This window comes from Aliivibrio sp. S3MY1 (assembly GCF_028765575.1).
Classification (GTDB): Bacteria; Pseudomonadota; Gammaproteobacteria; order Enterobacterales; family Vibrionaceae; genus Aliivibrio.
Window position 1 is genome coordinate 16,003 of record NZ_JARACO010000013.1, and the last position, 19,255, is coordinate 35,257.

The window sequence follows — 19,255 nt, forward strand, 5'->3', positions numbered from 1 at the left end:
AATTATAGATAGAATAAAGAGCCCTACCAATCCTTGGTGGGGCGAGAGTTATTTATTTAAAGCTGTATTGAATACCGACACCACCTGCAACATCTGAAGATGAGTAGCTACCAGATGATTCATAGTGGAAAGTACCAGAAACACTTAATTGTTCATTAATACCGTAAGCCCCACCAAGTGCCAATGCCTCTTTTGAGCCAGAGAAACCAACACCTGCACCAATAGCAAACTCACCACTGGTTACAAATGGACGCGCATTGGCTACAGCATGTAAACCCGCTCTAACGCCATCAATCTTCTCATCTTGCTCATTGAAGCGACGATTATTCTCTTCAGCCATTACTTTGAAATCATTTTCTAAAGCAGTGATTCGCTCAACTTCTGTTGCATGTGGGATCCCCCATTCAGGAGAGTCATCCATTGGCGGCTGCACTGGAACTTGAGGTTGAGGACGTTCAGGTGAATTATCATCAACTGGCGGTTGCGTTGGTTTCTGAGGTTGTGGCCTTTCTGGAGAATTATCCATTGGTGGCTGCTCAGGAACCGCTTGTCCAAAATCAGGGTCTACAGGTTCCGGACGATCGACAGGTTTATCTGGACCAACTCCCCAGTGAGGTGTATCACCATAGTCAGGGGTTGGACGGCTTGGTGTATTGTCATCTACTGGTGGTTGCGTTGGAACTGAGATACCAAAATCTGGGTCTGTCGGTTGTGGTCGATCTACAGGAGCATCTGGCTGCGGACGTTCAACTGGAGTTGAAGGAACTTGCCATTCAGGCTCTGTTACCATTGGTGGTTGAGTAGGGCCTAATCCCCAGTTGGGCGTGTTTCCAAAATCAGGGCTTGGTCGCTCTGATACAGATGGTACAGAGTTGTCAATTCCAGGAAGCTCTGCTGGGTTCTGAATGGTTTCAGCCATAACAGAAGAAGAAAAGATGGCAGTTAGGGATAGTGCTAAGATAGATTTTTTCATTTTATAACTCTCAATATTAATCATAAGTTAGATCAGTAATGAGCATCCTTGCTTACCGATAAATCTGTTTCCGTTTGATGGAATGAATAATATTGAGTTCGGTGGTTGTTTTCTAATCACCTGTAATTATATTGATTATAAGTTTTGCTTATTTCTTTTACTTTTTTAGTGCGTCAGTTATAACGATTATTTAATGTTAGCTTGCGATAATAAATCTGTAATCAATTGATTTATCCAATGATGTAGAGCATTTTTTTTATGCCTTTGATGGTAGTAACTATAAATAGGGTAGTTTAATGGAATGTCATCAAAACAGAGGTCAATACGTCTTAAGCCTGAATGTTGATGTATAGGGAAAAGTGAGGTGGATGGGAAGTACATATCTGTATGCTGAACAACATCTATTAGTGCCATTGGAAGCTCTGAGCGAAACCCTATTTTGTGCTCAATATCCATATTGGTTAAAACTTCACTCGCTAAGCTTTTATTATCGTTCCAGCCTGGGATAATTAATGATGCAAGTTCATATCCTTCAAAATCATAAGGGGTAGCGATAGTTTTCTCTATTGGGTGATCTTTTCTAATTATTACGCAACCTGTTATTGTCATTAGTTTTTTTGAAAGCAATTCTTTCGGAACTTTGTCATACTCGTAATTGATAGCCATATCTAATTTTCCCTTGGCAAGATCATCAAAAGTTGATTCTGACCAATTTACAAGTTGCAGATCAGCATTGGGCGCTTTTTCTTTTATTTCATGAAATAACGCACCAGATAAGCAGGTTAATACTTGAGGCGCTAGGGCTATTTTTAGCATTTTATTTAAATTTGCTGGCTGAAATTCTTGAGATGAATTTAAAATAGAAGATAAACCATCAAGGTAGGGTTGAATGTTTTCGGCTAACTCTTCAGAAAAAGGAGTTGGTTTCAGACCGTGGCGAACTTTAATAAAGAGTTCATCATCAAAATGATTGCGCAGCTTTTGCAATGCTTGGCTGATTGCCGGTTGAGAAACAAATAAGCGCTCAGAGGCTTTACGCATATTTAACTCTTGAGAAAGAATTAAAAAAGTTCTCAATAAATTTAAATCTAATGTAGCGAATAGATCTTTTGCCATAGTGAATTATTTCCTTATAAATTTAAATTATTTAATCACTCTTCACGCTTCCTTCACGATCTACCCTCTATAGTACCTACATAACGAACTAAGACCAAGCTTAACCCCATAACGATAGGATTGAATTTATAATGAAAAAGTATGTATTTTTGCTAATGGCTGCAACTTCAACAGCAACGGTTGCTGCTCCATACGTTGGCTTAGAATATGGCGTAACAAACATGAGTCATGATTATTCATCTACTTTTTCACAAGATAACGTCACACTAACACCTGAAGATTCAAGTTCTGCATTCGGTGGCTTTGTTGGCTATCGTCTTAACGATTTTGGTCTAGAATTAGGTTATAAGAAATTTGAGAGTGATGATTCTCGAAGTAAGTTTTTAAGCTATGTTTTCCCAGTTAAAACTGAACGTGAATGGGATGCTGATTTAGATGCGAGCCAATTTACCTTTAAGCCAGTATACTTCTACAATATTAATGAAAGGTTACAACTAAAGACTGGCTTAGGTTTAACGGTTACAAAATACAATTTCGATTCATCCGCTTACACTGAAAGCGAAAATGATCTTACCGACATGGAGATTATTGTACCCGGCAGTTACGTTCTTGGGGCATCAAAATCAGAAACAGCACTAGGCGGTATCGCAAGCGTGGGTCTTGAATACATGGTGATCCCAAACCTAGCGTTAGGCGCTTCAGCAAGTTATCAAGCGGATAGCGTAACTAATTCAACGTCGTTCATGTTGAGTTCAGCTTACTACTTCTAATATAGCGTTACTTAGTATTTAATTATAAATTTCGGACACCATAAAATGAAAAAAATTATCTTAGCAAGCGCATTAGTATTCGCATCTTCAACTGTTTTTGCTGCACAAAACGCACCTGTTACTGGTGGATTTAATGGACCTAGCTCTGTTTCAGTAAGTACTGTGCGTTCAGCGTTAGATTCAGCAGATGATGCAGCGGTAGTATTGACGGGTTACATCACCTCTTCATTAGGTAATGAAGAGTACCAATTTAAAGATGAAACTGGTGAAGTAAGAATTGAGATTGATAATCAAGATTGGAATGGAATTAAAGCAACGCCAGAAACGAAACTAGTTATTCATGGTGAAGTAGATAAAGAGTGGACTGAGACGACGATCGACGTTAACTTTGTTCAGTTAGCAAAATAGAAAAACGCAGTTATCTGATAATAAAAATGCCAGAGATCAAGTCTCTGGCATTTTTTCATTAGCATAAGCGTATTAACTAATTTTTTGTATTACGGCATCAATTTTTTTAGCATCAGTAACCGGAATAATAAAATCATCTAAATCACCACCCCCCATTTTTACACCATTTAATACTAATTTCATTTTACTTGGGCGAGACGATCTACCCGATAAATGAATTTCAGTTATGCCTGTCTTTTCAATGATCTCTTTTGCATTTTCAGCAGTGACACCAGCGCCTGCTAATATTTCAAATCGCCCATTTGCTAATTTAACCATTTCAGTCAAAACGTTAATACCATCGTAGGCATTAGCTGCAAGACCTGAGGTCAGAATGCGTTCACATCCAAGCTCTGCAATGTTTTCAATCGCTTTTTTATAATTAGAACATTGGTCAACGGCGCGATGGAAGGTAACACCTAAGTCATTGTCATTAGCGATTTTCATTAGCCGTGCAGATAATGGCATATCAATATCGCCATTGGCTTTTAATACCCCAAAGACAACCCCCTGTAAGCCAGCTAATTTTGCAGCATGAATATCCTCAATCATGGCTGAGATATCATCGTTGTCATACAAAAAATCGCCTTGGCGAGGACGGATCATGGCATAAACAGGAATAGAAGAGATAGCCGCTGCTTTTTTCATGAAACCAAAACTTGGTGTTAATCCACCTAAAGCAAGTGAAGAGCAAAGCTCAATGCGATCTGCGCCACCACTTATCGCATTATGCAGTGACTCTAAGTTATCGATACAGACTTCAATTTTAATAGACATGATGGATAAATAAAAAATAATGGGGAATAGGGTAGTGTAAGGGATATTTAACTTTAGATGTGTGAAGCGGGCGTCAGAATTACGCGCTAGAACAAAGAGCCAACTTCTCAGTTTTATGAATAGAAAAGAAAAAGCCCTGAAGATAACTTCAGGGCTTTAATATTAGGCAAACTTTCTGATTTTAGGCTACTGCGTTTATACGCTTTTAATATTCTAGCCACATGCACCGTTGAGCTTAGGTGCAGTCGAGTATTTGATGTAAATACTCTAGGTTAGCAATTACTTGCTTAGGTCGTCAGCGTGTTCAGATAGGAATGCTGCAACGCCTTTTGGAGATGCGTCCATACCTGCTTTGCCTTCTTCCCATTGCGCTGGACAAACTTCACCATTTTTCTCGTGGAAGTTTAGTGCGTCAACCATACGTAGCATTTCGTCGATGTTACGACCTAGTGGAAGATCGTTAACTACTTGGTGACGAACAAGGCCGTCAGCATCGATTAGGAAAGAACCACGGAAAGCAACACCAGCTTCTGGGTGCTCAACATCGTATGCTTTACAGATTTCGTGCTTAACGTCAGCAACTAGTGGGTACTTAACTTGGCCAATACCACCATCTTCAATAGCAGTGTTACGCCATGCGTTGTGAGAGAATTGAGAATCGATTGAGATACCGATTACTTCCGCGCCTTTAGCTTGGAAATCAGCTAGACGGTTATCAAAAGCGATTAGCTCTGAAGGACAAACAAAAGTGAAGTCTAGAGGGTAGAAAAATACTACCGCTTTCTTACCTTTAGTGAATTCTTTGAAGTTGAAGTTATCAACGATTTCGCCATTACCTAGAACAGCTGCAGCAGTAAAGTCTGGTGCTTGACGACCTACTAGTACCATTTTTGAATCTCCTAAAAATTAGATTTTCCAAACTTCGTGTTTGGCTTTGTTTTTGAAAACAATAAATTGTTTCAACAGGACAAACTATAGTACAAAAGGTATGATTGAAAAAAGCGAATTAAATAGATTAATGTAATCGAGAAAAACGATGAACAAATGGCCATCATTAAAACAGTTACACTACTTTATTACCCTGCATGAGACTCGCCATTTTGGTGACGCGGCAGAAAAATGTTTTGTCAGCCAATCAACATTAAGTAAAGGGATACAAAACCTTGAAGAGTTAATTGGTTGTCCTTTATACGAGCGTGATAAAAAAACATTGGTTTTTACTCCAATAGGCGAGAAAGTCGTAGCTCAAGGACGTGAGTTGCTAGCAAAAGGGCAAGATTTAATTGAGCTCGGCTCTTTATGCCAAGGTGATGCAATGCAAGGTCAGCTTCGTGTCGGTTGTATTCCTACGATTGCTCCTTTTCTACTGTGTGATTTAGTGCAAGAGGTGAATAAAACCTACCCACAATTAACGCTACTATTAAGAGAAGATACCACGACTAATTTATTAGCCGCGTTGCGTCAGGGGCAGTTAGACGTTCTTATTCTTGCCTTGCCTGTTGATATTGGAGGAATGGACAGCCTGGTTGTTGGGAATGACCCGTTTAAAATGGTCATAAGTAAAGATCAGGCTCGCTCAATTTCTACCCCGATCCGTTATGATGAGCTACCTGATGAATATGTATTTTTACTAGAGAAAGAGCATTGCTTAACAGATCATGCGGTATCTGCTTGTAAATTAACGAAAAAAGAAAAAATAAATCCGTTTACGGCAACCAGTTTACATACATTAGTGCAAATGGTGGCTAATGGGTTAGGGACGACATTTATTCCTCAAATGGCTATCAAGCATGGTTTATTAGATAATCAAAACCTTGTTGTCGTTGAACCGCCAGGTCAAGAAGCGTCACGAGAAATTGGACTGGTTTGGCGTCCAAGTTCATCTCGCTTACAAGCTTTTCACCAACTTGCAGATGTTGTTAAACATATTTTATAATTTTATTTTCATATTTATGGCGCTTATTTATTGTTTAAATAAGCGCTTTTCTACTTTTGAATAATAGGGTAATTAGTGACCGGATTCTCACTTCTCTATATTTATTCCCAAACAGATCTGACCAGTTAATTTCTTTTCTTCTTGTTGTATATCGCCACTTTCTTTTTATTCCTCTCTAAACAAGCTTACCTATAGCGCCTTTTTTATTCTATCCGGCTGTTTTCTTTGTGAAATTAAAACTGTGAATTTTACATGTTCAATTTTACAACTTTAATTTATGTAATTTTATAACGTAATTTTAAGAACGTTACGCCCTTCTTGTGTTAAGTAAATGTAAAATTTAATCTTTGACAATTATGGTTGTAGATCATTTACTCATAACTCAACTTTCTGTTTTATGTCGACATCTCATTGAAAATTCAAGGTGATATTAGCCTTTGGTAGGGGTTGTAATTCATTCGCTCTTTCGAGAATGTAATAGACGTAAACAGCAAGAACGATAAATAGGATGAAACATGAATACTGATTCGTAGTGTTTTAGTTACAAATGTAATTTTGCCGGAGGCGCAAACCATGACAGATACCATGACGACGAAAGAACAAGAATTATCCATTATTGGGCCGAGTCTTCCTCAAGTTAATGAAGTATTAAGTGCAGGAGCGATTCGCTTTCTTACCCATCTTGTCGAAAAGTTTGCGCATCGAGTGCCTGAACTTTTAGAAACACGTCAAGTAAGGCAGCGAAAAATAGACGCAGGAGAGCTACCTGACTTTTTGACAGAGACACGATCTATTCGAGAGTCTGAGTGGAGTATTCAAGGGATTCCAAGTGATCTTCAAGACAGACGCGTTGAGATCACAGGGCCTACGGACAGAAAAATGGTGATTAATGCATTAAATGCCAATGTAAAAGTATTTATGGCCGATTTTGAAGATTCACTGGCACCTTCATGGGAAGCGGTATTAAACGGACAGATTAACCTTAGAGATGCAATGAATGGCACGATCCAATACACCAATCCTAAAACGCAAAAGGTATATCAACTAAAACAAAATCCAGCGGTATTGATTTGTCGAGTTAGAGGACTGCATCTTCCTGAAAAACACGTGCTATTTAATGGTGTCGCTATTCCTGGAGCTTTGTTTGATTTCGCGCTTTATTTCTATCACAACTACCAGACGTCATTAAAAAAAGGCAGTGCTCCATACTTCTACCTTCCTAAACTACAAGCCTATCAAGAAGCGGCGTGGTGGAGTGATGTATTTACTTTTTCAGAGCGTGAGTTTGGTTTAAAGCAAGGCACGATTAAAGCGACGGTATTGATAGAAACCCTGCCTGCGGTATTTGAAATGGATGAAATTTTATACAGCTTGAAAGAGCACATTGTAGGGTTAAATTGTGGCCGGTGGGATTACATTTTTAGCTACATTAAAACCTTAAGAAATCATCCGGATCGCGTGCTACCTGATCGCCAAGTAGTGACAATGGAAAAACCGTTTTTAAATGCCTATTCACGATTACTGATCAGAACGTGTCACCGAAGAGGAGCGTTTGCGATGGGAGGAATGGCCGCCTTTATCCCATCGAAAGATCCGGTAAAAAATGATTGGGTGTTGAATAAAATTCAAACCGATAAATCACTGGAAGCCAATAATGGACATGATGGCACTTGGGTTGCTCATCCAGGATTAGCAGACACTGCGAGAGCAGAGTTCGATAAGGTATTAGGCGAGCGAACCAATCAGCTAAATATCAGTCGAGAAAATGACAAGCCCATTACCGCCGAAGAGTTATTAGCACCTTGTGAAGGTGAAAGAACAGAAGAGGGCATGCGTCATAACATTCGTGTCGCAGTTCAATACATTGAAGCGTGGATCACAGGTAATGGATGTGTCCCTATTTATGGATTAATGGAAGATGCTGCAACAGCAGAAATATCACGAACGTCTATTTGGCAATGGATACAACATGGAAAAACATTAGACACTGGTGCTGTTGTAACGGCTGATTTGTTTAGAACCCTGTTATTGGAAGAGATAAAAGTAATTGAGGGTGAATTGGGAACTGAGCGTTTTGACTCGGGACAATTTGCCCAAGCTGCAAAACTGATGGAGCAACTAACCACCAGTGATCAACTCACGGACTTTTTAACACTACCTGGCTATGAATACTTATAAGAGAGGGAACGATTATGACGACATTTAAACCGCAAACTCGCCAACAACAAATTGATGCACTAGAAAAAGATTGGGCAGAAAACCCACGTTGGGATGGCGTAACTCGTCCTTACACGGCTGAAGAGGTGATCAACCTTCGAGGTTCATTTGCACCAGAAAATACCATTGCACAAAAAGGGGCAGATAGATTATGGGAACTCGTGAATGGCACGTCTAAAAAAGGCTATGTGAACTGTCTTGGTGCGCTAACGGGTGGCCAAGCAGTCCAACAAGCAAAAGCAGGAATTGAAGCTATTTATCTTTCTGGTTGGCAGGTTGCCGCAGATAACAACACCGCATCGACCATGTACCCTGACCAATCTCTTTATCCTGTAGATTCAGTACCTTCGGTAGTTAAACGTATTAATAATGCCTTTCGTCGAGCAGATCAGATCCAATGGTCAAATGGCTCAACTCCAGAGGAAGGGATTGATTACTTCCTACCGATTGTTGCCGATGCAGAAGCCGGTTTTGGTGGCGTGTTAAATGGTTATGAGTTGATGCGTAATATGATTGAATCGGGTGCTGCTGGGGTTCACTTTGAAGATCAGCTAGCGTCAGTGAAAAAATGTGGTCACATGGGGGGGAAAGTATTAGTACCAACTCAAGAAGCGGTTCAAAAACTGGTAGCAGCACGACTCGCTGCTGATGTGGCAGGCACAACAACATTGGTTATTGCAAGAACCGATGCTAATGCCGCCGATCTGCTGACCTCTGATTGTGACCCGTACGATCAAGAATTTATTGAAGGCGAGCGTTCGGCAGAAGGTTTCTACAAAGTAACCGCAGGTATTGACCAAGCTATCTCTCGTGGTCTGGCGTATTCACCTTATGCTGATTTGGTATGGTGCGAAACCGCAACGCCATGTTTAGAAGAAGCGCGTAAATTTGCAGAGGCGATTCATGCTGAGTATCCAGATCAGCTATTAGCTTATAACTGTTCACCATCGTTTAACTGGGAACAAAATCTGGATTCAGAAACCATTGCTAAGTTCCAACAAGAGCTGGCAGATATGGGGTATAAATACCAGTTCATTACGCTTGCGGGTATTCATAACATGTGGTTTAACATGTTTGAACTGGCGCACTCTTATGCACAAGGTGAGGGAATGCGTCATTATGTTGAAATGGTTCAACGTAAAGAGTTTGAAGCCGCAGACAAGGGCTATACGTTTGTTGCACACCAACAAGAAGTAGGTACGGGTTATTTTGATATTATGACCAATACCATTCAAGGTGGAAATTCATCAGTGACTGCGCTAACAGGCTCAACAGAAGAAGAGCAATTTAAAACCAATGCTTAATTAATACCAATGGCATAAATTATATTGGTATCGCTAATCTTATATCCACATAATAAAAAAAGAGTCGTATTATCACGTTTTAGGGAGAATGGAGTCTCCCTTTCTTTTTGCCTGCTAATTATCGTTATTCATCGATCTCCATCGGATCGACTTCCTCTTGCAACTCTAATAGATTAATCGCAATGGTAACAAAATCTGAGTCTGTAATTATTCCTACCAACTTCCCATGATCAACAACGGGCAAGCAACCCACTTTGTGTTTTTGCATGAATACTGCCGCTGATTTTAATCCTCCGTGTCGAGAAATACTCATGATATTTTCATGCATGATTGCATTGAGTGGAATATCTAGAGTGGAGATATCTTCGAAAGTTGGCTTTTCTAAACATGATGTCTGAGCGGCTAATAAATCTCGTTGAGTGACTAATCCAACCAATGAGTGATCTGTATCTACAATAGGTATGTGCCTAATACCGTGTTCGTCCATTAATGCTTTGGCATCTTCTAAAGAATTCGAACGAAGCAGGGTGTGAGGATGAGTTGTCATCAAGTCGTTAATGGTAAACATAATTGCTCCTGCTGATTTATGTATCCTTTAGTAAATATAGAGGCAGATGAAAGAAAAAAGTGCGAGCTAGCTAGATTTTTTGAAGAGACAAAAATATTGATGGGACTTTCTCTGTTTAAAGTCAATTTCAATCTGCAAAGTGTATATTTATTGAAAATTTGAGAGGTATATTGCTTCATTCCTTGCTATTGCTCTTCGCGTGAATATACTACTCTGTCTGCCATTTTTGATGAAGAAGTAAACCATGCAAGTATCCGATTTCCATTTTGAATTACCCGATGAACTTATTGCGCGTTACCCTCAACCTGAGCGTACGGCAAGTCGCCTATTACAAATGAATGGTAATAGTGGTGAATTACATGATGGTCAGTTTACTGATGTACTTGATTTAGTACAAAGTGGTGATCTTGTTGTATTCAACAATACGCGTGTTATCCCTGCTCGTATGTTTGGCGTTAAAGCCTCTGGCGGTAAGTTAGAAGTGTTGGTTGAGCGTGTTCTTGATGAGCACTCAGTGTTAGCACATGTACGTTGCTCTAAATCACCAAAGCCTGGTAATCAACTGTGGTTAGGTGAGAATCAAGAGTATGAAGCAGAAATGGTCGCCCGCCATGATACTTTATTTGAAATTCGTTTTACTTCTGAAAAGAAAGTATTAGATATTTTAGATGAAATCGGTCACATGCCGTTACCGCCTTATATCGACCGTCCAGATGAAGATGCAGATAAAGAGCGTTACCAAACGGTTTATAATGAAAAACCGGGAGCGGTTGCAGCCCCAACAGCTGGTTTACACTTTGATACAGAGATTCTAGAAAAAATGAACGCAAAAGGCGTAGAATTTGCCTACGTTACGCTTCATGTTGGCGCGGGTACATTCCAACCTGTTCGTGTTGATAATATTTTAGAACACCACATGCATTCAGAGTATGCAGAAGTCTCTCAAGAAGTGGTTGATGCCATTAAAGCAACTAAAGCTCGTGGTGGTCGTGTTATTTCTGTTGGTACGACTTCGGTTCGCTCACTTGAAAGTGCGGCGCAACATGCGTTAAAACAAGGTACAGAGTTAGCGCCATTTTTTGATGACACTGAAATATTTATTTACCCAGGGTATGAATTTCAAGTCGTGGATGCATTGGTAACAAACTTCCATCTGCCTGAGTCTACTCTGATTATGCTGGTAAGTGCTTTTGCGGGCTATGAAAATACCATGAAGGCGTATGATCAAGCGGTAAATAATAAATACCGTTTCTTTAGTTACGGTGATGCGATGTTCATTACGAAAAAAACGGTGTAATTAATACACGTTAAACGCAAAGATCAATTTAGATTTCGCTCACGGAGCCAGTGAAATAGAAAACAGGATGTTTTCGACTGTATTAGCCATTATTCTTTATAATCGTAAGGTGGAAATACAGAGGTGCTACATTACCCTTTTAATGTGAGCAAATTAAACAAATTGTCAGATTGTTTCTCTGGCTTATTGGAGGTTTCGTGAAATACGAACTACTTAAAAAACAAGGTCGCGCACGTCGTGGTCAATTACAATTTGACCGTGGTACGGTTGAGACTCCAGCATTTATGCCAGTAGGTACGTACGGTACTGTTAAAGGCATGACACCTGAAGAAGTAAAAGGCACTGGTGCTGAGATCTTACTGGGTAACACATTCCATTTATGGTTGCGTCCTGGTCAAGAGATCATGAAACTGCACGGTGATTTACATGATTTCATGAACTGGAAAGGCCCGATCTTAACTGATTCAGGCGGTTTCCAAGTATTCAGTCTTGGTAAAACACGTAAAATCACTGAAGAAGGTGTACATTTCCGTAGCCCTGTAAATGGTGACAAGATCTTTATGGATGCAGAGAAATCAATGCAAATCCAGTACGATCTTGGTTCTGACGTCGTTATGATTTTTGATGAATGTACGCCATATCCTGCAACGCATGATGAAGCGCGTATTTCAATGGAACGTTCAATCCGTTGGGCTGATCGTAGCCGCAATGAATTTGATCGCCAAGAAAACCCGAATGCACTATTTGGTATTGTTCAAGGTGGTGTATATGAAGATTTACGTGATGTGTCTGTTGAAGCACTAACGAAAATTGGTTTTGATGGTTATGCTGTTGGTGGCCTAGCAGTCGGTGAACCAAAAGAAGACATGCACCGCATTTTAGAGCACACATGTCCACAATTACCAGAAGATAAGCCACGATACCTAATGGGTGTTGGTAAACCAGAAGACTTGGTTGAAGGTGTTCGTCGCGGTATTGATATGTTTGACTGTGTTATGCCAACGCGAAATGCACGTAATGGTCACCTATTTGTGACTGGCGGTGTGATCAAGATCCGTAATGCGAAACATAAAACAGATACAACACCACTAGATCCTGAGTGTGATTGTTATACTTGTCAGAATTACAGCAAGTCTTATTTACATCACTTAGATCGTTGTAATGAAATTTTAGGTGCGCGTCTAAATACAATTCATAACTTACGTTATTACCAACGTATTATGGCGAGCATCCGTAAGGCACTGGAAGAAGAACGTTTTGAGCAGTTTGTAGAGGAATTCTACGCACGCCGCGATCGTGAAGTTCCACCATTAAAAGACCTTTAAAAACAGAGTTATCACCCATATATCTAAAGGATATGTGTATGGTCACATTTTAGAAACCGGAAATTAGAAACTAGATTAACGAGGACGTTATTAAATGAATTTTTTCTCTCAGGCTCATGCAGCTGGTGAAGCAGCGCCACAAGGCGGTGGTATGCAAATGTTTATCATGCTTGGTATGTTTGCCGTTATCTTCTACTTTATGATTTATCGCCCACAAGCGAAACGTCAAAAAGAACACAAAAACCTAATGTCTTCTATGGGTAAGGGCGATGAAGTTCTTACTGCAGGTGGTTTAGTAGGTAAAATTACTAAAGCATCTGAAGAAAATGATTACATCGTAATTGAGCTAAATGCGAATAACGAAGTGACAATTAAAAAGGATTTTGTTTCAGCGGTTCTGCCAAAAGGCACCCTGAAATCACTATAAAAACTGTACCCTCTAATTTCGGTTAGGGGGTATTTTTCGTTAAGGACATCGCTGTGTTAAACCGTTTCCCTTTATGGAAGTATTTGATGGTAGTTTCAGTGCTACTTATCTCAGCTCTCTATGCTCTTCCAAACCTCTATGGTGAAGATCCAGCAGTTCAAATCACGGGTAGTCGTGGTACAGAGGTTCAAACCTCAACGCTGGATGTTGTTGCTGAAAATTTAAAAAATAATGACATTGCGTATAAGTCTATTGCATTCGAAAATGGCAGTGTTCTTGTTCGCTTTAACGATACTGATTCCCAAATCAGTGCTCGAGATATTATCAATGAATCGTTAGGTAAAGATTACATTGTTGCATTAAACCTTGCTCCGCTTACTCCTGACTGGTTGACATCTATTGGTGCTGCACCAATGAAGCTAGGTCTTGATTTACGTGGTGGTGTTCACTTCTTAATGGAAGTCGACATGGATGCCGCAATGACTAAGCTAATTGGTCAACAAGAAGAATCTTTCCGTACTGATCTTCGTGAAGCTAAGATCCGTTACCGTGCGATTCGTGATTCTGGAAAAGATGCGATTGAAGTCGTACTTCGTGATCAAGAGCAATTAGCGGAAGCCAAAAAAGTATTGTCTGATGTTCATCGTGATATGACCTTTGTAGAATCAGAATCAAATGGTCAATTCAAATTAACAGCAAGATTTACAGATCAGCGTCTACAAGAAATTCGTAACTATGCGGTTGAGCAAAACATTACGATTATTCGTAACCGTGTGAACGAATTAGGTGTTGCTGAACCGCTTGTTCAACGTCAAGGTGCAAGCCGTATCGTAGTTGAGCTGCCGGGTGTACAAGATACAGCGCGAGCAAAAGAAATTCTAGGTGCAACAGCAACGCTTGAATTCAGAGAAGTGGATGATAGGGCGGATCTTGCGGCAGCAGCAAATGGTCGAGCGCCAGCAGGTAGCGAGATTAAAGAAGATCGTAATGGTCGCCCTGTTGTTCTTAAAAAGCGCATTATTCTTGGCGGTGAAAGCATTACAGATGCAAGTTCAAGCGCTGATGAGTATGGCCGTCCTCAGGTTAATATCTCACTAGATAGTGAAGGTGGTAGCAAGATGACTGCGTTCTCTCGTAAAAATATCGGTAAGCTAATGGCAACGGTATTTACAGAGTACAAAGACAGTGGTCGTCGTACGCCAGAAGGTCGCGTTATTCTTTCTAAAACGGAAGAAGTGATTAACCAAGCGACGATTCAGTCTGCACTTGGTCGTAGCTTCCGTATTACAGGTATCGACTCACAAGCTGAAGCTCACAACCTAGCACTGCTACTTCGTGCTGGTGCTCTGATTGCACCTATCTCGATTGTTGAAGAACGTACGATTGGTCCATCAATGGGGCAACAGAATATCGATATGGGTATTCAGGCGTGTATTTGGGGTATGGTTGCAGTAATGATCTTCACTTTGGTTTATTACCGTGGTTTTGGTCTGGTTGCGAACTTAGCCTTAATGGCAAACTTGGTATTAATCATTGGTGTTATGTCGATGATCCCTGGTGCGACGATGACGCTTCCTGGTATTGCCGGTATCGTATTGACGGTAGGTATGGCGGTTGATGCTAACGTACTTATTTTCGAGCGTATTCGAGAAGAGCTGCGTGATGGGCGTAATCCACAACAAGCGATTCATCAAGGTTATGCTAATGCGTTTAGTACGATTGCCGATGCGAACATCACAACGTTAATTACGGCTATCATCCTATTTGCTGTAGGTACTGGCGCAATTAAAGGTTTTGCTGTTACGTTATCTATCGGTATTTTAACGTCAATGTTTACTGCGATTGTTGGTACTCGTTGTGTGATTAACTTGGTTTACGGCGGTAAGCGCGTAGACAAGCTGTCGATCTAAGGACTCATTATTATGTTTCAATTAATGAAAGCAGAGAAAACGATCGACTTCATGCGTTGGTCTAAAGCTGCCTTTCTTTTCTCAATGTTGATGATTGTTGCTTCTATCGCAACATTATCGACAAAGTGGTTAAACTGGGGCTTAGACTTCACGGGTGGAACACTGATTGAAGTCGGCTTTGAACAGCCTGCGCAACTACCTGATATCCGAAGTGCATTAGAAGCAAAGGGTTTTGGCGATGCAACGGTTCAAAACTTTGGTACTGCACGTGATGTTATTGTTCGCCTTCAGCCTCGAGAAGGGATTAAAGGGGAAGAATTAGGCAACCAGATTATCAGTGCTATTAAAGAAGGCACAGGTGATCAAGTTGAGATGCGTCGTATTGAGTTTGTTGGCCCTAATGTAGGGGACGAACTAACTGAAGCGGGTGGTTTAGCTATTCTTGTTTCTTTATTGTGTATCTTGGCTTACGTTTCGATGCGCTTCCAATGGCGTCTTGCAGCAGGTGCCGTATTAGCACTGGCTCACGATATTATCATTACACTGGGTATTTTTTCATTCCTACAAATTGAAGTCGATTTGACGATTATCGCAGCGTTATTAACGGTAGTGGGTTATTCCTTGAATGATACCATTGTTGTGTTTGACCGTATTCGTGAAAACTTCTTGAAAATGCGCAAGGGTGATTCTAACGACATTATTAATGATGCGATTACGCAAACATTAAGCCGTACTTTGATAACCTCGGCAACGACGCTATTTGTAGTTATCGCATTGTTCACTCAAGGGGGGGCGATGATACACGGCTTTGCACTTGCATTGCTATTAGGTATCACGATAGGTACTTACTCTTCTATCTATGTAGCATCAGCACTGGCTCTGAAATTAGGTATTACTCGTGAGCACTTAATGCCAACACCTGTAGATAAAGAGGGTGAGGAAGAATTTGAGCAAATGCCTTAATAGGTAATGTGCATATTCTACTTATAAAAAATGGACCTTAATTGGTCCATTTTTTTATATAAAAAACGCTTTAAAGCTTATCTAGATCACGCTCTATTTCTTCAATTTTACTTGCCACTACTTTTTCTAAGTGACGAAGATCTTTAAGGATTTTCTTTTTCACGTCCGCAGGTGTTTCTTTTTCTGGGCGTGTGATGTTATTAAGCTCATCAATAATGAGGGTTAGGTTGCGATTAATTTCAGTGGTTTCTTTATAACGATGACTACCACCATCAACTAAGACATTTTTTACTTGGCGCGGGTATTTAAACTTTACGCTTTTAGCGAATAATTCGCCTTTTTGTTTGCCAAAGTAAATTTTTAATACATCTTTTTGGGCTTCTTGTCGTAGAGAGTAACGGTCTATTTTTTCAGGTTCTGAAATTCCAAGGCTAACTAGGTGTGGGTACATAATTTACTCCATTATTATGTTGTTGCTTCAATCTTTATCTAAGATAAGGATGAGCACAAATAGTGAACGGCAAACTTGTGGCGTGGGTCCGTTTAGTTGAACTTCTCACTTTCATTTATAAATATCAATTAATTAGATTATCGACGTTTTCAATTAATGCGGCCTTTAGTTCAGCTTGCTTTTCATCATCTAATCGACCACCTATATCTGAGGTAAGAATAAATAAATCCTCTGCTCTTTCCCCGATAGTTGTAATTTTTGCAGCATGAAGGTTCACGCCTAGCTGAGCAAAAGTCGCTCCAACGGTTGCCAATAATCCTGGAGTGTCTAAGGCAACAAATTCCATCAAGGTGCGTTTACCTGTTTTTGTTGGCAGGAACTCCATGCGAGTTTTTACCGTAAAATGTTGTAATTGACGTGGTGGTCGACGGGTTTTAATGTGACTTTCTTGGGTTTCAAGCTCAACCGCATACAATTGTTCAATTAAGCGCTGTTGTCTCTCTTCATCTATTGGTTCATCGTGTTGATCCAGAACCATGAAGGTATCTAGCGCGTAGCCATCTTTACTCGACATGATTTGAGCGTCATAGATGGTAATACTACGTCTATCTAGCTCAGCAGCAACGGTTGCAAATAGGTGGGCTTGGTCTTTACTGTAAATGAAAATTTCAGTACCACCACGAATTGCATTTTTACTGACTAATATGAGTGATGACTCTTTATCTAAGTGGCGAAGCAAATTATTGCTGTGCCACGCAATTTGTTGGTGAGTATGACGTAAAAAATAATCAGCTTTAAAGCGACGCCATAAATCTTCAATTTCCCATTGAGTAAATCCTTCACTACGTAATTGTGCTGAAGCCATGTATTGGTTATGGCGAATACGATCACGCATGTCGGGTGGATTCTCTAATCCTCGACGTAATGCTCTTTGAGTCGCATTGTATAAATCGGCAATGAGAGAACGTTTCCAGCTGTTCCAAAGATCAGGGTTAGTTGCACAAATATCAGCAACCGTCAGGCAGACTAAGTAATCTAAGCGCTCTTCATCTCGAACCTGTTTAGCGAACTCTGTAATAACATCGGGATCATAAATATCACGGCGTTGAGCGGTAACAGACATCAGTAAGTGACTCTTAACTAACCAAGAGACTAAATTAGCTTCAGGTTTCGATAATCCGTGAGTAATACAGAATTCATAAGCATCAACAGCGCCTAATTCAGAGTGATCTCCTCCTCGCCCTTTTGCTATATCATGAAAAATGGCGGCAATAATCAATAATTCTTTTTTAATTATCTTTGGATAAACTTCACAGCAAATTGGGTGTTTTTGTCTATTTTCTGAATCCAAAAATGTATTAATATGCTTTAGTAAACGGATACTGTGCTCATCAACGGTATAAGCATGGAATAAATCAAATTGCATCTGTCCTACAATGTGACTCCATTGAGGTAAGTAGGCTGAAAGTACACCTAACTTATGCATAGAGCTAAAGGCCTTATGAAGAGCGTTAGGGTGCTGTGTTAGTTGAATGAACTTGTCACGAGCTTCAGGGATATCACATAAAAAACGATTTAATCGTCGGCGAGCGGTACGCAGTTGTCGCATTGTTGGTGGAGCAACGCCTTCAATAGATGAGTCATTTGCCATGAGCAAGAACATATCAAGAATAGTATCAGGTCGAGCTTGAAATAAGGCGGGTTTTCTTGCTTCAATAAATCGACCTCGACGCTGAAAATCATCATTAATTATAATGGCTTTTTCTTGTTCGCCTTGGTTAATAATAGCAAGGTCAAAAATTTTCAACAGCATACTATTGAGCTCTGCGACGCGACGTAGGGTTCGATAAAATTCCTTCATCATGCGCTCAACACCGCGATTACCCTCACCAATAAAACCTAAATGTTCAGCGACTTGTGGCTGATGACCAAAAGTAAGGCGATTGTCATATCGTTTCAGTTCAATATGCAGAGCAAACCTTATACGCCATAAAAACTCTTGGCATTCTAATAATTCTCGATATTCAGCGTCGGTTAAAAACCCTGCTTGGCTCATTTCAAGTAGAGACGTCGCACCAAAATGACGTCGAGCAATCCAACTTAGGGTGTGAATATCTCGCAATCCACCAGGGCTTGATTTTATATCTGGTTCTAAATTATAGGTGGTGTCGTGATAGCGACTGTGACGTTTTTTTTGTTCTTCAATTTTGGCTTGGTAAAACGCTTCGCTCGGCCAAAAGCTATCAGAATGGATGTTTAATTTTAATTGGTGGGAAAGATCTTCATTGCCACAGATTAAACGAGCTTCCTGCAGATTGGTTGCGACAGTTAAATCATTTTTACCAATCTCGATACATTCTGTTAATGAGCGAACGCTGTGGCCTACTTCTAGTTTTAAATCCCACAATAACGTGACGAAGTTACTGATTTTTTGACAAAATTCGTCACTAGTGGCATCACTGGTTAAGATTAGTATATCAATATCAGATAATGGATGAAGTTCACTTCGGCCATAACCACCAACAGCAATCAGTGAGGCATTAGGTGAGTCATTAAATTTAAAAAATAGCCATAAACGCGAGAGTAATTGATCGAAATAGGCTGCACGCTGAAGAACCAACTCTGAAACAAGTTGGTTTTGATGAAAGCAATCCGTTTGATGTTGAAAAAAAAGAGTGAGTTGCTGTTTTAATTCAGTAATGGTGAGTTGCTGATCAGATAAAGCAAGAGGCGATGTGTATTTCATAGCAATCCCTGCTGATAAAAAAACAGAA

17 protein-coding genes are annotated in these 19,255 nt (G+C 40.1%); 10 read left to right on the forward strand and 7 right to left on the reverse strand.

Features of this window, described 5'->3' with window-relative positions:
- Window positions 1–52: 52 nt before the first annotated feature.
- Both PVK62_RS10145 and PVK62_RS10150 read right to left on the reverse strand, forming a co-directional pair.
- Window positions 53–973, reverse strand: a complete 921-nt coding sequence (locus PVK62_RS10145) for a YadA C-terminal domain-containing protein (RefSeq protein ID WP_274444218.1) — start codon at window positions 971–973, stop codon at window positions 53–55.
- 186 nt (window positions 974–1,159) lie between these two features.
- Window positions 1,160–2,089 (reverse strand): LysR family transcriptional regulator, encoded by a 930-nt coding sequence (locus tag PVK62_RS10150; RefSeq protein ID WP_274444220.1) that lies wholly within the window; start codon window positions 2,087–2,089, stop codon window positions 1,160–1,162.
- Between the two features lie 131 nt (window positions 2,090–2,220).
- On the opposite strand from PVK62_RS10150, the gene PVK62_RS10155 reads away from it, so the two are divergent.
- A complete protein-coding gene (locus tag PVK62_RS10155) occupies window positions 2,221–2,859 on the forward strand; it encodes an AcfA family outer membrane beta-barrel protein (protein WP_274444223.1) in 639 nt (212 codons plus the stop codon).
- A gap of 45 nt (window positions 2,860–2,904) precedes the next feature.
- Entirely contained in the window at window positions 2,905–3,267 is a 363-nt protein-coding gene (locus tag PVK62_RS10160; protein WP_274444225.1) for a YgiW/YdeI family stress tolerance OB fold protein, read from the forward strand.
- Window positions 3,268–3,339: 72 nt separating this feature from the next.
- On the opposite strand, the gene PVK62_RS10165 is transcribed toward PVK62_RS10160, so the two are convergent.
- Entirely contained in the window at window positions 3,340–4,083 is a 744-nt protein-coding gene (locus tag PVK62_RS10165; RefSeq protein ID WP_274444227.1) for a copper homeostasis protein CutC, read from the reverse strand.
- Window positions 4,084–4,362: 279 nt separating this feature from the next.
- The gene (locus tag PVK62_RS10170; RefSeq protein ID WP_122034387.1) at window positions 4,363–4,971 is read right to left on the reverse strand and encodes a peroxiredoxin C; all 609 of its coding nucleotides are present in this window, start codon (window positions 4,969–4,971) and stop codon (window positions 4,363–4,365) included.
- A gap of 148 nt (window positions 4,972–5,119) precedes the next feature.
- On the opposite strand from PVK62_RS10170, the gene PVK62_RS10175 reads away from it, so the two are divergent.
- From PVK62_RS10175 to aceA, 3 genes are all read left to right on the forward strand, one after another.
- Window positions 5,120–6,019, forward strand: coding sequence for a hydrogen peroxide-inducible genes activator (locus PVK62_RS10175; protein ID WP_274444229.1), 900 nt, complete (start codon window positions 5,120–5,122; stop codon window positions 6,017–6,019).
- 573 nt (window positions 6,020–6,592) lie between these two features.
- A complete protein-coding gene (gene aceB, locus PVK62_RS10180; protein WP_274444231.1) occupies window positions 6,593–8,197 on the forward strand; it encodes a malate synthase A in 1,605 nt (534 codons plus the stop codon).
- A gap of 14 nt (window positions 8,198–8,211) precedes the next feature.
- Complete coding sequence (gene aceA, locus PVK62_RS10185; protein ID WP_274444232.1) at window positions 8,212–9,540, forward strand: isocitrate lyase; 1,329 nt, start codon at window positions 8,212–8,214, stop codon at window positions 9,538–9,540.
- A 124-nt stretch (window positions 9,541–9,664) separates the two neighbouring features.
- Here aceA and PVK62_RS10190 read toward each other — a convergent pair whose 3' ends face one another.
- Entirely contained in the window at window positions 9,665–10,108 is a 444-nt protein-coding gene (locus PVK62_RS10190; RefSeq protein WP_274444233.1) for a CBS domain-containing protein, read from the reverse strand.
- Between the two features lie 244 nt (window positions 10,109–10,352).
- On the opposite strand from PVK62_RS10190, the gene queA reads away from it, so the two are divergent.
- The 5 genes from queA (at window position 10,353) to secF (ending at window position 16,030) form a co-directional block, all read left to right on the forward strand.
- Window positions 10,353–11,405, forward strand: a complete 1,053-nt coding sequence (queA, locus tag PVK62_RS10195; protein WP_274444235.1) for a tRNA preQ1(34) S-adenosylmethionine ribosyltransferase-isomerase QueA — start codon at window positions 10,353–10,355, stop codon at window positions 11,403–11,405.
- Between the two features lie 197 nt (window positions 11,406–11,602).
- The gene (gene tgt / locus PVK62_RS10200) at window positions 11,603–12,730 is read left to right on the forward strand and encodes a tRNA guanosine(34) transglycosylase Tgt (RefSeq protein WP_122034374.1); all 1,128 of its coding nucleotides are present in this window, start codon (window positions 11,603–11,605) and stop codon (window positions 12,728–12,730) included.
- Between the two features lie 94 nt (window positions 12,731–12,824).
- The gene (gene yajC / locus PVK62_RS10205; RefSeq protein WP_122034371.1) at window positions 12,825–13,157 is read left to right on the forward strand and encodes a preprotein translocase subunit YajC; all 333 of its coding nucleotides are present in this window, start codon (window positions 12,825–12,827) and stop codon (window positions 13,155–13,157) included.
- Window positions 13,158–13,210: 53 nt separating this feature from the next.
- Complete coding sequence (gene secD, locus PVK62_RS10210; RefSeq protein WP_130044030.1) at window positions 13,211–15,067, forward strand: protein translocase subunit SecD; 1,857 nt, start codon at window positions 13,211–13,213, stop codon at window positions 15,065–15,067.
- A 12-nt stretch (window positions 15,068–15,079) separates the two neighbouring features.
- Window positions 15,080–16,030, forward strand: a complete 951-nt coding sequence (secF, locus tag PVK62_RS10215; RefSeq protein ID WP_274444239.1) for a protein translocase subunit SecF — start codon at window positions 15,080–15,082, stop codon at window positions 16,028–16,030.
- Window positions 16,031–16,100: 70 nt separating this feature from the next.
- Here secF and PVK62_RS10220 read toward each other — a convergent pair whose 3' ends face one another.
- Both PVK62_RS10220 and glnD read right to left on the reverse strand, forming a co-directional pair.
- On the reverse strand, window positions 16,101–16,481 hold the full coding sequence (locus PVK62_RS10220; RefSeq protein WP_274444241.1) for a DUF3461 family protein: 381 nt from the start codon (window positions 16,479–16,481) through the stop codon (window positions 16,101–16,103).
- A gap of 124 nt (window positions 16,482–16,605) precedes the next feature.
- Window positions 16,606–19,227 carry a bifunctional uridylyltransferase/uridylyl-removing protein GlnD gene (gene glnD / locus PVK62_RS10225; RefSeq protein ID WP_274444243.1) on the reverse strand — a complete coding sequence of 874 codons (2,622 nt, stop codon included), beginning with the start codon at window positions 19,225–19,227 and terminating at the stop codon, window positions 16,606–16,608.
- Window positions 19,228–19,255: the final 28 nt, after the last annotated feature.

Bases quoted from the DNA above. Each gene is read 5' to 3' on its own strand.
- PVK62_RS10145 (WP_274444218.1), bottom strand. From the start codon at position 973: ATGAAAAAATCTATCTTAGCACTATCCCTAACTGCCATCTTTTCTTCT.
- PVK62_RS10150 (WP_274444220.1), bottom strand. From the start codon at position 2,089: ATGGCAAAAGATCTATTCGCTACATTAGATTTAAATTTATTGAGAACT.
- PVK62_RS10155 (WP_274444223.1), top strand. From the start codon at position 2,221: ATGAAAAAGTATGTATTTTTGCTAATGGCTGCAACTTCAACAGCAACG.
- PVK62_RS10160 (WP_274444225.1), top strand. From the start codon at position 2,905: ATGAAAAAAATTATCTTAGCAAGCGCATTAGTATTCGCATCTTCAACT.
- PVK62_RS10165 (WP_274444227.1), bottom strand. From the start codon at position 4,083: ATGTCTATTAAAATTGAAGTCTGTATCGATAACTTAGAGTCACTGCAT.
- PVK62_RS10170 (WP_122034387.1), bottom strand. From the start codon at position 4,971: ATGGTACTAGTAGGTCGTCAAGCACCAGACTTTACTGCTGCAGCTGTT.
- PVK62_RS10175 (WP_274444229.1), top strand. From the start codon at position 5,120: ATGAACAAATGGCCATCATTAAAACAGTTACACTACTTTATTACCCTG.
- aceB (WP_274444231.1), top strand. From the start codon at position 6,593: ATGACAGATACCATGACGACGAAAGAACAAGAATTATCCATTATTGGG.
- aceA (WP_274444232.1), top strand. From the start codon at position 8,212: ATGACGACATTTAAACCGCAAACTCGCCAACAACAAATTGATGCACTA.
- PVK62_RS10190 (WP_274444233.1), bottom strand. From the start codon at position 10,108: ATGTTTACCATTAACGACTTGATGACAACTCATCCTCACACCCTGCTT.
- queA (WP_274444235.1), top strand. From the start codon at position 10,353: ATGCAAGTATCCGATTTCCATTTTGAATTACCCGATGAACTTATTGCG.
- yajC (WP_122034371.1), top strand. From the start codon at position 12,825: ATGAATTTTTTCTCTCAGGCTCATGCAGCTGGTGAAGCAGCGCCACAA.
- secF (WP_274444239.1), top strand. From the start codon at position 15,080: ATGTTTCAATTAATGAAAGCAGAGAAAACGATCGACTTCATGCGTTGG.
- PVK62_RS10220 (WP_274444241.1), bottom strand. From the start codon at position 16,481: ATGTACCCACACCTAGTTAGCCTTGGAATTTCAGAACCTGAAAAAATA.
- glnD (WP_274444243.1), bottom strand. From the start codon at position 19,227: ATGAAATACACATCGCCTCTTGCTTTATCTGATCAGCAACTCACCATT.